The sequence below is a fragment of the Aeromonas sp. Lyrl_2 genome (genome assembly GCF_051948815.1).
Taxonomy (GTDB): domain Bacteria; phylum Pseudomonadota; class Gammaproteobacteria; order Enterobacterales; family Aeromonadaceae; genus Aeromonas; species Aeromonas veronii.
The window spans coordinates 36329-49734 of the sequence record NZ_JAYJLJ010000010.1; the positions used below are offsets into that span (position 1 = coordinate 36329).

Below are 13406 nucleotides of genomic sequence, written 5' to 3' on the forward strand. Positions count from 1 at the left end.
AGCCATGGGCTTGATGGGGCAGAATCTCAAGTCATATCAACTTCATATTGGAGTCTTTCATGCCTAGACGTACAAAGATTGTAACCACACTCGGTCCGGCTACCGACCGCGAAGGGATCCTCGAAGGGATCATCCGCGCCGGGGCCGACATGGTGCGGATGAACTTCTCTCACGGTACTGCTGAAGACCATATCCTGCGCGCCAATCAGGTGCGTGACATTGCTGCCAAGCTCGGTCGTCACGTCGCCATCATGGGTGATCTGCAAGGCCCGAAAATCCGTGTTTCCACTTTCAAGGATGGCAAAATTTATCTGGCCATCGGTGACAAGTTTATTCTCGACGCTGCACTCGGCAAGGGTGAAGGTTGTCAGGAGCAGGTCGGTATCGACTACAAGAGCCTGCCAGACGATGTGGTACAGGGCGACATCCTGCTGCTGGACGATGGCCGTGTGCAACTGAAGGTCGAGCAGGTTGAAGGTACCCGCATTCACACCACGGTGACCGTGGCCGGGCCGCTCTCCAACAACAAGGGCATCAACAAGAAAGGGGGCGGTCTCTCCGCTCCGGCCCTGACCGAGAAGGACAAGGAAGACATCAAGACTGCTGCCCGCATGAATGTGGACTATCTGGCTGTCTCCTTCCCGCGCTGTGGCGATGATCTGCGCTACGCCCGCGAGCTGGCCCGCGAAGCCGGTTCCAATGCCAAGATCGTGGCCAAGGTCGAGCGCGCCGAAACCGTCGCCACCGATGAGGCGATGGAAGACATCATCCTCGGTTCCGATGCTGTGATGGTCGCCCGTGGCGATCTGGGTGTCGAGATCGGTGACCCCGAGCTGGTTGGTGTACAGAAGAAGTTGATCCGCCACTCCCGTCGTTTGAACCGCGTCGTGATCACCGCGACCCAGATGATGGAATCGATGATCAATGCGCCGCTGCCGACTCGTGCAGAAGTTATGGACGTGGCTAACGCCGTGCTGGATGGTACAGATGCGGTGATGCTCTCCGCCGAGACTGCCGCCGGTCAGTTCCCCATCGAGACCGTGACCTCCATGGCGAGCGTCTGTGTCGGTGCCGAGAAGCACCCGAGCCTGAACGTCTCCAACCACCGCATGAGCTACACCTTCACCTCGGTAGAAGAGGCGGTGGCCATGTCCACCATGTACGCGGCCAACCACCTGGAAGGGGTGAAGGCGATCGTGGCACTGACCGAGTCCGGCACCACGCCGCTGCTGATGTCCCGTATCAGCTCCGGTCTGCCGATCTTCGCCATGTCTCCCCACAACAAGACCCTGGCCTGGACCAATCTCTACCGTGGCGTCACTCCGGTGATGTTTGACGGTGACGAGACCAAACCGGTCTACGAAGTGTGCCGCGATGCGCTGGCCGTGCTCAAGGAGAAGGGGCTGCTGCAGAGCGGCGACATGGTGCTGCTGACTCACGGTGACAAGATGGAAACCGTGGGTAGTACCAACACCTGCAAGGTGATGATGGTCGAATAAGCCCGTCCGGTTTTACTGTGCTTAACAAGGCTGCTCCTCTTTGATGAGCAGCCTTTTTGTTAACCGCTATCGGGCTGTAGCGGGATAAACAGGACTCAATGATTGCTTAACCGGATTCCCCTTCCGATAATGCGGGAGTGATTTTCAGCGGGTAGCCTGTTGTAGGTGATCGTCCCAGGTAACCCAGACACTCGACAATACGGGAGTGAAAAAATGAACAAGCGTAACTGGTTGCTGGCCTTGTCACTGAGTCTGGCCTTCTCACCCTGTTATGCCGATTGGGCCAAGCTCAAGGCCGCAGCGTCCGATCTCGGAGCGGCAGTGAGCGAGACCAGCAAGGAGGTGTGGCAGGATGTCAGCGATTTCTCCAAGAAGAGCTGGGCCTCCATCTCGGCCTGGGGGGAGGATGCCTTCAATACCGCCGGGGTCTGGACCGACAAGAGCATCGCGACCGGCAAGGAGTGGCTGAAGGCGGCCGACAAGGAGCTCAACGAGATGCTCAACCCCAAGACGGCGAAAGAGGCGAGGAGCGCGCTCAATACCATGGCCGACACTGCGCTGATCCGGTTGTTCAACGAGCAGCCATCAGCCAAGTTGTTGTTTGACAAGGCTTATGGCTATGCAGTGTTCGATTCGCGCAAGTTCTCCCTGATGCTGCATACCAATCAGGGGGCCGGGGTGGCAGTCAATCGCAAAACCGGCAAGCACACCTATATGAAGATGTTTGGCGCAGGTCTGGCGGCCGGGATTGGTGGCAAGTTCTATCAGCAGGTGATCCTGTTTGAAGACAAGGCCAGATTTGATGCCTTCGTGACCCAGGGTTGGGAGGCCACTTCCGAAGTGGGCGTGGTGGCCGGCAAGGAGAGCGCCGAACTGACAGCCAAATACAATGGCGGCATGGCCATCTACCAGATTGGTGAGAAGGGCCTGCTGCTCGATGCCAATATCTCCGGCTCCAAATACTGGATTGACAAGGACTTGACTGAAACGAGCCGCTAATCCTGTCGTTATCGGTTGCTCACTGCACGCCATGCGCTTGTCGTGATCTTGCCAACAGGCCCGCAGTGCGGGCCTGTTTGTTCTCTCGGTGTCAGTGGGCTGAATAGACCTGCTTGCCCTTGAACATGGTCCAGAGCACCTTGGTCTCCTTGAGCTCTTCGCTTGCTACCTGTTCCAGATTGCGATCCAGCAAGATCAGGTCAGCACTCTTGCCCGCGCTGATGGAGCCAATCTCTTTCTCCCGTCCAATTACCTTGGCGGCGTTGAGGGTATAGGCCTGCAAGATGGCCTGACGGCTGATCTGCTCGCTGGCGGGGGGCAGCAAGCCAAGATCCCCTTGACGAGTGATCGCGGTATACATGGCGAGGAAAGGGTTGGGGCTGGAGACCGGCCAGTCACTGGCACCGGCGATAATGGCGCCGCTTTGCAGCAAGCTGCCTGCCGGATAGAGGCGGGCTAGCAGTGCCGGGGGCACTTTTCCTTCAAGCAGCAGGGTGGTCGCCACGTTTTTACCGGCCCACAAGAGTTGCATCGATGCGGCCACATTGAGCGGTTTGAAACGGGCAATGCTGGCCGGGCTCACCACCTCCAGATGGGTGATGCTGTGCAGCAAGCGGTGATCCTGATTGTGGGTCCGGGCATAGGCGATGGCATCGAGGGATTCTCGGACGGCCCGATCGCCGATGGCATGAAAGTGAGCGATAAGTTGATGGGCATCCGCGGTGCGGATCAGCTCGTTAAAACGCTGTTTGTCCAGATCGTCCTTGCCGCTGTAACCGGGACGGTTGAGGTAGGGCTCGCTCAACTTGGCGGTCTGGGATGGATACTCGATGACACCATCTTGCAGGATCTTTATCCCCACCAGTTTAACGTCCGGGGCATCTTGAAACTGCTGTTGCAGCGCCAATACGTCATCAATGATGGCGGGTGATGCATGTATCCCCACCAGTGCCAGTGCGGACACATGTCCGGTCAGCTTGCCTTCCCGGGAGAGCATGCTGTACGCCGGCAGCAGGCCGGTATCGCGGCGATCCGGCTCGGCGTTGAAGATGGGGGCGAGGGGGCGAATGTTGCTGATAGGGTCCATCCAGGCGGTAATGCCCACCTGATTGAGTTGTTTGGCGGCAGTCATGATGGCACTGGCAATCGTCTCGTCGCTGACGGGGGGCAGCGCCTTGAGGATGGCATCCCAGCCGCCTTCCGAGGCAAAGCCATTGAGCTTGCCGGATGGGGTGAGGCCAAAATTGCCTTTCAGCGGAGCATAACGACCGGCAAGGGTGTCGGTATCAAGGCCAGCCTTGCGCAGCATGGCCTGATTGGCCCAACCGGTGTGGGCATCCGAACCGGCAAGCACTACCGGGATCTGCCGGTATTGCGGGCCATTGAACACCTGATCGAGCAGGGGAAGCTGATGCCAGTAGTCGAGGGAGACATTGCTGTATAGCTCTACATCGCCCAGTGTCAGGCGGGGATCATCCTTGCTGCGGGTCAGAAATTGCTGCACCTGCTCAACCTCACTCATGGCGTCAGGAAAGTTAACCGTCATCCCCTGAAAACCGGCAAATGCCGCATGAACATGGCTGTCGATGAGCCCCGGCATCAGGTACTTTCCTTTCAGATCAAGACGCTTGGCATGGTGGCCTAGGCGGGCGCTGACCTCCTGATAGCTGCCGACTGCCACGATCTTTTTACCTTCAATGCCGACCGCTTCCGGGTGAGGGTTCGTCGGATCACCACTGTAGATGGTGCCGCCAAAGATCAGTGTCTGGCTCTGTGACTGGGCATTGGCGGCAGCGGGAAGCGTTACCAGCAGGCTGGCGAGAAACAGCGTTTTGATATTCATGGGCATGACTCCGTCGCTTCGGTGCCCGAAGGCACCGAAGTGGGTAAATGGAAATGAGGTATCGGCTTATCGGTTGATCAGCGGGATACAGATATCAAACACGTAATGATCCCGGTCGGAGTCCGTGCCTGCGTGGTATTGCTCGTAACACGGGCGATCGTCGCAGTTCAGCCCTTGGCTCACTACCCAGCGAAACGCCGTCCCCCAGCAGGCGACCAGTTGATCGCCGCGAGCGATAAACTGACAAACCGCATAGGGTCCCGCGGCGATGGTCTGGGTGGTTAACTGGCGTCCAGCGGGGATCTCTGGCCCCAGCTCGATGCAGACGTCAGTACGGCAACGGGTCTCATCGGTGATATCGGGGATATCCCAATAGAGACTCAGGGTACCCGCCGGTGTCATCGCCTCGTCTGAGGCGAACAGCGCGAGCAAATCCCGATGAGCTTGCTCGCAGGTCTCTTTGCCATAGGGGCCCAGGCGGCGCATGTACGCCACGCGCCGGGCGGGCATCTGCCTGACGCTTGCCCCCTGCAACAGACCCGGGTGTTCGGTGACCGGGTGCATGACCAGGCCATCATAGGTGTCAAAGGGAAGGGGATCGTTTCCAATCTTGCTTTTCCAGTTTCCCCCCTGCTGCTGGCGGTATTCCGAGGGGCTCATGGCGAAGTGCAGGCGAAAGGCCTTGGCGAAATTCTGGGAGCTGGAGAACCCGGCGGCCAGTGCGAGGGTGGTGATATCGCTCTGGGGAGAGGCGAGCAAGCGACGGGCAGCGCGTTCCATACGCAGGCGCCGGGTAAATCCGGCAATGGTCTCGCCGACCATCGTCTTGAAAATACGGTGGAAGTGGAAGGTGGAGATGGCTGCCGCTGCTGCGACCTCATCCAGGCCCGGATTGTCATCCAGATGGTGGCTGATGTAGTCCATCGCCTTGAACACGGGTTTGCGATAATCCAGAGCGGACTCCTTGCCAGCCAGCAAAAGTGGGCGTCAGAGTCGGATTTAATCAGAGCCACCTGCCGTTGTCGAACCCGTCCGGCCTGGTCTGGCCACTCATCCTAGTCGCGTTTTTAACGCATTGGCACTCTAATTGCTTGTTGCATGCCAGCGTCAATGATTTGTCTGGGGATGGAAAATGGAAATTAGTGCAAGCAGCCTGATGCAAGAGATGCAGGCGCTCAAGATCGAAGCAGGCGCAACGCCGCTGGCACAACCCGGTCGTCAGGTAACCTCCGACTTTGGTCTGCTACTGCAACAGGCGCTTGGCAACGTCAACGAACTGCAAGGCGCCGCCAATGATCTGCGTACCCGTTTCGATATGGGTGACAAGTCGGTGGATCTGGCCGAGGTGATGATCGCGGGCCAAAAATCGTCCATCGCCTTTGAAGCCACGGTACAGGTGCGCAACAAGATGGTCGATGCCTACAAGACCATCATGAACATGCCGGTATAAGCGACGCCAATAAACCATGACGACTGAACATCATGAACATGTCAGCAATAAGGACATAAATCGTGGCTACTGACCAAAACGGCGATCTGCTGATAAACGATGAGGGCACCGCCGCCCTCGATGAAAATGAGCAGAAGAGTTCGGCGCTGGGCTTCCTGTCCAACACCGATGTGCTGCGGCAAATCACACTGATCCTGGGGCTTGCCATCTGTCTGGCCATTGCGGTGTTTATCCTGCTGTGGGGCAAGGAGCCGGATATGCGTCCCCTCGGCACCTACACCACCCAGGAGCTGGTGAAGACTCTCGACTTCCTCGATCAGCAGAAGATCCCCTATGAGGTGGATGGCAAGAGCGTGCTGGTCAACGCTGAAAGCTACCCCACTATCCAGCTGGCCCTGACCCGTGCCGGTCTTGCCAATGCCACCGATAGCAACATCGGTGGTGAAGATATCCTGCTCAAAGATTCCAGTTTCGGCGTCAGCCAGCGGATGGAGAGTGAACGTCTGAAGCTGAGCCGCGAGCGCCAGCTGGCGAGCGCCATCGAGCAGTTCCAGAATGTGGCCAAGGCCCAGGTGCTGTTGGCTATCCCGAAAGACAACGTGTTTGCCCGCAACGAACGCAAACCCAGTGCCACCGTGGTACTCAACCTGAAGGGGGCGGCGCTGGGGCAGGGGGAGGTGGACTCCATCGTCGATATGGTCGCCTCCGCCGTACATGGCCTTGAGCCGACCCGCGTCACCGTCACCGACCAGAATGGCCGCCTGCTAAACTCCGGCTCGCAAGACCCGATCTCGGCCCAGACTCGCAAAGAGTTTGCCATGCAGCAGAAGCAGGAGCTGGAGTACAAACAAAAAATTGACGCCATCCTGATCCCGGTGCTGGGGGCCGACAACTATACGGCGGAAGTGGATCTCTCCCTCGACTTCTCCCAGCAGGAGCAGACCCGCAAGACTTACAACCCTGACTTGCCTGCAGTGCGCTCCGAGATGACCATGGAAGAGAACAGCGCCAGCGGTAGTAACGGTGGTGTGCCTGGTGCACTCTCCAACCAGCCCCCTGCCGCCTCCAATATTCCCGAGGAGGCGACCGGTGGTGATGGTGCCAGCGCTGCCGCTTCTGGCCGTTCCCGCAAAGAGGCGACTCGCAACTTCGAGCTGGATACCACCGTCAGCCATACCCGTCGCCAGATGGGGGGCATTCGCCGCATGACTGTTTCGGTTGCCGTGGATTACAAAGCGGTACCCGGTGCCGACGGGGCAGTGACCCGTGAGGCGCGCACCCAGGCAGAACTCGATACATTGCGCCGTTTGCTGAGCGGTGGCCTTGGCTTTGATGTGACCCGTGGTGATACCCTTGAGGTGGTCGCGATTCCGTTCAATCGCCCAGAACTGGATACCGTGGCCGAAGTGCCGCTCTACGATCAGCCCTGGTTCTGGCGTGCGGTGCGAATTGCCGCCTCGGTACTGGTGATCATCGTCTTGATCGTCACCGTGGTTCGCCCCATGCTCAAGCGACTGCTCTACCCGGATGCCAAACCGGAAGGGGAAGTGGATTTCGACAACCACACCGTACTGGGTGGCGACGACGAGTTGAGTCTGCTGTCAGCACAAGTCGAGAACGATCAGGTATTTGGTGTACGCGATGGCCAGCTGAAACTGCCGGATCTGCACCGTGACGAAGACTTGCTCAAGGCGGTACGTGCGCTGGTGGCGAACGAGCCGGATCTGGCCGCTCAGGTCATTAAAGAATGGGTAACGAACAAAGATGCCTGAAGAAAAGAAGAGTCAAGTCACCGGCAATGACATCACCGACAGTCAGCGCCAGATCCTCGACCAGATGTCGGGGATGGAGATGGCTGCGGTGTTGATGCTGAGCCTCAATGAAGAGGATGCCGCCCAGATCTTCCGTCATCTCGAGCCCAAGCAGGTGCAGCGGCTCGGTATGTCGATGGCCTCCATGTCCGACTTCAGTCACGATCGGGTGGCGGCGGTGCACCGTCAATTCATCGACGATATCCAGAAGTACACCAACATCGGTATCGGCAGCGAAGACTTCGTGCGCAAGGCGTTGGTGGCGGCCCTTGGCGAGGACAAGGCGAGCAATCTGGTGGACCAGATCATTCTCGGTTCCGGCGCCCGCGGCCTCGATTCGCTCAAGTGGATGGATGCCCGTCAGGTGGCCAGCATCATCCAGAACGAACACCCGCAGATCCAGACTATCGTGCTCTCCTATCTGGAGCCGGAGCAATCCGCCGAGATCCTGAGCCAGTTCCCGGAGCAGGTGCGCCTCGATCTGGTGATGCGTATCGCCAACCTCGAAGAGGTACAACCGGCGGCACTGCAAGAGTTGAACGACATCATGGAGAAACAGTTCGCCGGTGCGGCCGGTGCCCAGGCAGCCAAGATGGGCGGCCTGAAGGCTGCCGCTAACATCATGAACTATCTGGATACCAATATCGAAGGCCAGCTGATGGACTCCATCCGCGAGTCGGACGAAGAGATGAGCCAGCAGATCCAGGATTTGATGTTCGTGTTCGAGAACCTCATCGATGTGGACGATCGCGGCATCCAGACCATGCTGCGGGAAGTGCCGGGGGATCTGCTGCAACGCGCCCTCAAGGGCTCCGACGATCAGATGCGCGAGAAGATCTTCAAGAACATGTCCAAACGGGCGGCCGAAATGCTGGCGGACGATCTGGAGGCCATGGGGCCGATCCGGGTCTCCGAAGTGGAAGCGGCCCAGAAAGAGATCCTCTCCATCGCCCGTCGTTTGGCGGATGCCGGCGAAATCATGCTGGGTGCCGGTGGCGGCGAGGAGTTCCTCTAAGCCATGGCCCATAAACAGAGTTGCGATGCCAAGCCCGCATCAGGCAGTGGTGAGGAGCCGCGCAAAGCATGAATAACAAACTGCGTGGTTATGTGCGCCCCGAGGGCGATGATGCCCGGGTTGAGACCTGGGGCTGGCCCGAGATGGAGGTCGAGATAGAGGCGGGGGCCCCCACCAATGCTCTTGGCCTGGCCCCTGACTGGTATCAGCAGGAAGAGGAGGTGGTGGAGCCGGAGCCCGAACAGGAGCCGACCCCCAGCATCACCGCCGAAGAGCTTGAAGCGATCCGTCAAGCCGCCTGGGAAGAGGGGATGGCCGAGGGACGCGAGTCCGGTTATGCCAAGGGGATGGAAGAGGGCAAGCTGGAAGGATTGCAACAGGGTCATTCTGCCGGTCTCGAACAGGGGCGTGAGGAGGGGCTGGCCATGGGCCGCGAGCTGGTGGAGCAGGAGATCGCCCACTGGCAGGGGCTCGCCGCGCGCCTTGCCAATCCGCTTAACGAGCTGGATCAGGCGGTGGAGCAGCAGTTGGTCTCGCTGGTGATGCAACTGGCCCGCGCGCTTATTCGTCACGAAGCGGAGACCTCCCCCCGCATTCTGCTGGAGGCGCTCAAAGAGGGGCTGGCGTTGCTGCCCGCCGCCGAACAGGGGGTGACCTTGATGCTGCATCCCGACGATATAGCGCGAATCGAACAGGCATTTGGCGCCGAAGAGTGCGCCAAGCGCCACTGGCGATTGCAGAGCGATCCCACCCTCTCCCCCGGCGATCTGCAACTGGCTACCGAGCTCTCCAGCATCGATTTGACCCTCTCCGCGCGCATCGATCAGTTGCTGCGCAACTTCTTGCGGGACAATGCGTCGCAGAAACCGGCTTCGCAGGACTCACGCCCATAACCGATGCCGGACGTTGCCGTCCGGCTGCACTTTTTAGCTCTCAGGAGGCCAGATGAGCGGCTCGCTACTGAACCGGTTGCAAGGGTACAAGGTACGCGACAGCGCCCCCAAACCACCGGTCGCCGGCAAATTGACCCGGGTGGTGGGGCTGACCCTCGAAGCCATCGGCTGCCGTGCCGCCATCGGTGCCCTCTGCCGCATCGATACCCTTGATGGGACGCTGGAGGCTGAAGTGGTCGGTTTTTCTGGCGATCGCCTCTATCTGATGCCGAGCGAGCAGCTCAAGGGGGTGATCCCCGGTGCCCGAGTGGTGCCCATCACCGAAGAGCACGGCATTCCGGTCGGCATGAACCTGCTAGGTCGAGTCATCGACGGCATCGGCCAGCCACTCGATGGGCTCGGCCCCATTCTCTCCTCCCAGACCGTGCAGTTTGCCCAGCACCGTATCAACCCGCTTTCTCGCCGCCCGATCCATCAGCCGATGGACGTGGGGGTACGCGCCATCAATGCCGTGCTGACGGTGGGGCAGGGCCAGCGGATGGGGCTGTTTGCCGGTTCAGGTGTCGGCAAATCGGTGCTGCTTGGCATGATGACCCGTGGCTCGGTGGCGGATGTGGTGGTGGTCGGCCTCATCGGTGAACGGGGTCGGGAAGTAAAAGAGTTTATCGAAGACATTTTGGGAGAGGAGGGGCGAGCCCGCTCCGTGGTGGTGGCGGCTCCCGCCGATGCCTCGCCGCTGATGCGGCTCAAGGGGTGTGAAACGGCGCTGGCCATCGCCGAGTATTTTCGCGATCAGGGGCTCAACGTGTTGCTCTTGATGGACTCCCTCACCCGTTACGCTCAGGCCCAGCGTGAGATCGCGCTGGCGGTGGGCGAGCCGCCGGCGACCAAGGGTTATCCGCCCTCGGTGTTTGCCAAATTACCGGCGCTGGTGGAGCGGGCGGGCAACGGCAGTGACGGCCAGGGCTCCATCACGGCATTCTTCACCGTACTGACCGAGGGGGATGACCTGCAAGATCCCATTGCCGATGCGGCGCGGGCGATCCTCGATGGCCACATAGTGTTGTCGCGCGAGCTGGCCGATGCGGGCCACTATCCGGCTATCGACATCGAGAAGTCCATCAGCCGGGTCATGCCCATGGTGACCTCGCCGGAACATATGGATTTGGCGCGCACCCTCAAGCAGTTCTACTCCCTCTATCAGCAGAACCGGGATCTCATCACCATCGGTGCCTACAGTCAGGGTTCCGATCCGCGTATTGACCGCGCCATCATTCAAAAACCCTATCTGGATCAGTTCTTGCAGCAGGGGATGCGCGAGGTCATTCACTACGATGATGGCCTGCAAGCCTTGCAGATGGTGGCGATGCCATTGATGCGCTGATGATGGTCGGTAACAGAGAGGTCGACGATGAGTAAAGGGTTGGTATTGTTGGCCGATCGGCTGGTGGAAGCGGAGCAGCAGTGTGCGCTGGCACTGGTGAAGGCGCAGCAGGATCTCAAGCTGTTCATGGATCAGCAAAATGCCCTCAACCAGTACCGCCAGATCTATCACCAGCAGTGGACCGATCGCGGCCTGCAGGGGATTTCACCCCAGCAAAACACCCAGTATCACGCCTTTATCAACAAGCTCGAACAGGCAGCGACCCAGCAGTACGAAGGGGTGTTGCAGGTGCGTCAGGCGCTGGAACAGCGCCGTGAAGAGTGGCTGGCGGCCCAGCAGCGGCGCAAGGCGGTAGAGCTGTTGTTGGAGAAGCAGGCTAGTCGCGAGCAGCAGAAAGCCCAGCGTCAGGAGCAGAAGATGCTGGATGAGTACGCCATGTTGCGACGCTTTCATCAATCTGGCCTGTAACTTGCTTTGATATGGACATTGTCGGCGGCTATCTCTTTGGGGGCCACCAGAATTCAGGGATCTCATCATGATGCAGACACTGTTGACACAAACGCCTTCGGGTCCGGCCAACGGGTTGGACAAAGCGCCTCTGAGCGGTTCCGTCGAGAGCAAAAGTATCGATGGGGGAACCGGCAGCGACAGCAAGGGGGATTTCGCCACCCTGATTGCCAAGGCCCGGAACAGCGAACAGGGCGCCGCCGAGGCCACTCAGGGCGGTAACCATGTCCGATCAGCCAAATCTTTGGCGACCGAGAGCGCCTCTCCCAAAGAGGAGATCGGCAAGGAGGAGGATCCTGACGCCGACAACAAGGCGGAGGAGGTCCCTGCTACCGACTTTCTGCTGCGCCTGCAAGACTCCCTCAAGCTCGATACCTCGCTAGTGACAACCCAGCTGGCGGTGGCGGCCCAACAGAGCGCCACTGCGGTAGACGGCAATCCGTTGCCGCAAGAGGGTGAGCAGGAGGGGATTGCGCTTGATGAAGGCGAGCAGCCCCCTGCCGCTGCCAGAATTGCCAGCCAGCTTGCCGGTCAGACCGGGGCGCAGTCGCCGCTGGCGACGACCGCAAACTCGACTTCAGAAACCACCGTATCCTCCTCAGCGGCGCGAGTGGTGGCGAAGGGCGATGCCTCTGCTGTCGTTCTCTCCTCTGAAGGTGAAGATGCCGCCACCACTGCGGATGGGCAGACCGGGGAGAAAGCCTCTGCCAAGGGCGAAACCCTCGGGGCAGATGGCAAGCACACCAAGCCCATCACGGGGGCAGAGCGGATGACCCAGCTGGCCAAGGTGCTGCCGGTCGATGAGTCGGCAAGCACCACCAAATCCGCTGAGTCACTCGCAACAAAAGAGGCTGGCGACAGCAAATCCGATCTCGCCGCCAGCAATGCTTTGACTAACAAGGGGCAGGCAACGCAAGCCGCGACTCAGGGGGCCGCCCTCAAGGCCTTCAATGAGGCGCTCAAGCAGCCTGAGGCTGGCACAGCTACAGCTACAGCTACAGCTACAGCTGAGGGCAGTGGTGCAACTGGCAAGGGGGCAGAAAAGGGTGCCGCCGAGGGTAGCCAGCAGCCAGCCACCGCCGCTAATCAAGGTTCGGCGCAGGTGGCGACGGCGCAAAGTGTCGCAGAAAGTGCCGCAGCCCAGAGCAGCGTAACGACAAATGCGACGACTCCGACCGATAACGCTGCCGCCCCCGTGATGGTGGCGCCGCAGCAGGTGTTGGCACAGGCTGAATCTCAGGGGCCGCAAGCACCGCTGTCGACCATTTCAGCCGGCATCAAACAGATGGAAGTGACGGGTACCGACGAGGTGCGAAAAGCGGTTTCGCTTGAGGTAAAACCGAAGGCCGGTGAGGCGGAGAAGAGCCTGGTTGCGACGACATCGAGCGGTGAGAGCAGCCCGAGCCAGACCGTTCAGCATGGCCAGAACAGCCAGACTCAGCCACAGGTAGCCGATAGCCGGGCGCCCGCCGCTGAGACTACGCTGCGCCGTGAGCCGCAGAATTTACCCCATTTGAAACTGGCCAGTCAGGAAGCGCCTGCCGAATTGCACCAGAAGGTCAATGTGATGCTGGCCGAGAAACTGCAACAGGCGGAAATTCAGCTCGACCCCCTCGGCCTTGGCAAGATGAAGATCCAGATCCAGATGGGAGCTGACAGCCAGGCCAACGTCCATTTTGTGGTACAACATGGCCAGACCCGCGAGATGCTGGAGCAGGCGATGCCCCGGCTGCGTGACATGCTGGCAGGGCAGGGGATCCAGCTTGGTCAGACGCAGGTGCAGCAGCAGTCGCAACAACAGCAGCAACAGGGCCAGCCCACCTTTAACGGGCAGGGGCAGCAGGGGCAGAGTAGTGGTCAGCCGCGGTCCGGTAACGGGTTGGTTGAAGGGGAACTCACCACATCCAACCCCAGTTTGCTGGTGGAATCGACAAACGGTTCCGGAATTGATTTCTATGCTTGATGCAATCCCGAGTAAGTTTATGATATCGAACAAGTTTGAGAC

Annotated in this window: 11 protein-coding genes; 9 read left to right on the forward strand and 2 right to left on the reverse strand. The window is 59.7% G+C overall.

Going from position 1 to position 13406, the window contains the following annotated elements; genetic code table 11:
- Positions 1–59: 59 nt before the first annotated feature.
- Together pyk and befA are read left to right on the forward strand one after the other, a co-directional pair.
- Positions 60–1499: a pyruvate kinase gene (gene pyk / locus VF684_RS10540; protein WP_005362071.1), complete on the forward strand. Its 1440-nt coding sequence runs from the start codon at positions 60–62 to the stop codon at positions 1497–1499.
- Positions 1500–1712: 213 nt separating this feature from the next.
- Positions 1713–2498 carry a beta cell expansion factor BefA gene (gene befA, locus VF684_RS10545; RefSeq protein ID WP_118853507.1) on the forward strand — a complete coding sequence of 262 codons (786 nt, stop codon included), beginning with the start codon at positions 1713–1715 and terminating at the stop codon, positions 2496–2498.
- A 91-nt stretch (positions 2499–2589) separates the two neighbouring features.
- On the opposite strand, the gene VF684_RS10550 is transcribed toward befA, so the two are convergent.
- Together VF684_RS10550 and VF684_RS10555 are read right to left on the reverse strand one after the other, a co-directional pair.
- Complete coding sequence (locus tag VF684_RS10550) at positions 2590–4341, reverse strand: amidohydrolase (RefSeq protein ID WP_376899932.1); 1752 nt, start codon at positions 4339–4341, stop codon at positions 2590–2592.
- Between the two features lie 66 nt (positions 4342–4407).
- Positions 4408–5319, reverse strand: a complete 912-nt coding sequence (locus tag VF684_RS10555; protein WP_193556820.1) for an AraC family transcriptional regulator — start codon at positions 5317–5319, stop codon at positions 4408–4410.
- A gap of 154 nt (positions 5320–5473) precedes the next feature.
- Between VF684_RS10555 and fliE the strand changes: the two genes are divergently transcribed.
- The 7 genes from fliE (at position 5474) to VF684_RS10590 (ending at position 13364) form a co-directional block, all read left to right on the forward strand.
- Positions 5474–5791 carry a flagellar hook-basal body complex protein FliE gene (gene fliE / locus VF684_RS10560; RefSeq protein ID WP_005353687.1) on the forward strand — a complete coding sequence of 106 codons (318 nt, stop codon included), beginning with the start codon at positions 5474–5476 and terminating at the stop codon, positions 5789–5791.
- A gap of 62 nt (positions 5792–5853) precedes the next feature.
- A complete protein-coding gene (gene fliF / locus VF684_RS10565) occupies positions 5854–7563 on the forward strand; it encodes a flagellar basal-body MS-ring/collar protein FliF (protein ID WP_005334750.1) in 1710 nt (569 codons plus the stop codon).
- Complete coding sequence (gene fliG, locus VF684_RS10570) at positions 7556–8617, forward strand: flagellar motor switch protein FliG (protein WP_005334749.1); 1062 nt, start codon at positions 7556–7558, stop codon at positions 8615–8617. The genes fliF and fliG overlap by 8 nt, the downstream gene beginning before the upstream one ends.
- 68 nt (positions 8618–8685) lie before the next feature.
- On the forward strand, positions 8686–9510 hold the full coding sequence (fliH, locus tag VF684_RS10575; RefSeq protein WP_139440072.1) for a flagellar assembly protein FliH: 825 nt from the start codon (positions 8686–8688) through the stop codon (positions 9508–9510).
- Between the two features lie 52 nt (positions 9511–9562).
- Positions 9563–10894 carry a flagellar protein export ATPase FliI gene (gene fliI, locus VF684_RS10580; RefSeq protein ID WP_005334747.1) on the forward strand — a complete coding sequence of 444 codons (1332 nt, stop codon included), beginning with the start codon at positions 9563–9565 and terminating at the stop codon, positions 10892–10894.
- A gap of 27 nt (positions 10895–10921) precedes the next feature.
- Positions 10922–11362 (forward strand): flagellar export protein FliJ, encoded by a 441-nt coding sequence (gene fliJ / locus VF684_RS10585; RefSeq protein WP_005334746.1) that lies wholly within the window; start codon positions 10922–10924, stop codon positions 11360–11362.
- Positions 11363–11429: 67 nt separating this feature from the next.
- On the forward strand, positions 11430–13364 hold the full coding sequence (locus VF684_RS10590) for a flagellar hook-length control protein FliK (RefSeq protein ID WP_376899935.1): 1935 nt from the start codon (positions 11430–11432) through the stop codon (positions 13362–13364).
- The last annotated feature ends 42 nt before the right edge of the window (positions 13365–13406 follow it).

Coding starts and splice junctions, on each gene's coding strand:
- pyk (WP_005362071.1), top strand. CDS start 60: ATGCCTAGACGTACAAAGATTGTAACCACACTCGGTCCGGCTACCGAC.
- fliG (WP_005334749.1), top strand. CDS start 7,556: ATGCCTGAAGAAAAGAAGAGTCAAGTCACCGGCAATGACATCACCGAC.
- fliI (WP_005334747.1), top strand. CDS start 9,563: ATGAGCGGCTCGCTACTGAACCGGTTGCAAGGGTACAAGGTACGCGAC.
- fliJ (WP_005334746.1), top strand. CDS start 10,922: ATGAGTAAAGGGTTGGTATTGTTGGCCGATCGGCTGGTGGAAGCGGAG.
- fliH (WP_139440072.1), top strand. CDS start 8,686: ATGAATAACAAACTGCGTGGTTATGTGCGCCCCGAGGGCGATGATGCC.
- befA (WP_118853507.1), top strand. CDS start 1,713: ATGAACAAGCGTAACTGGTTGCTGGCCTTGTCACTGAGTCTGGCCTTC.
- fliE (WP_005353687.1), top strand. CDS start 5,474: ATGGAAATTAGTGCAAGCAGCCTGATGCAAGAGATGCAGGCGCTCAAG.
- VF684_RS10590 (WP_376899935.1), top strand. CDS start 11,430: ATGATGCAGACACTGTTGACACAAACGCCTTCGGGTCCGGCCAACGGG.
- VF684_RS10550 (WP_376899932.1), bottom strand. CDS start 4,341: ATGAATATCAAAACGCTGTTTCTCGCCAGCCTGCTGGTAACGCTTCCC.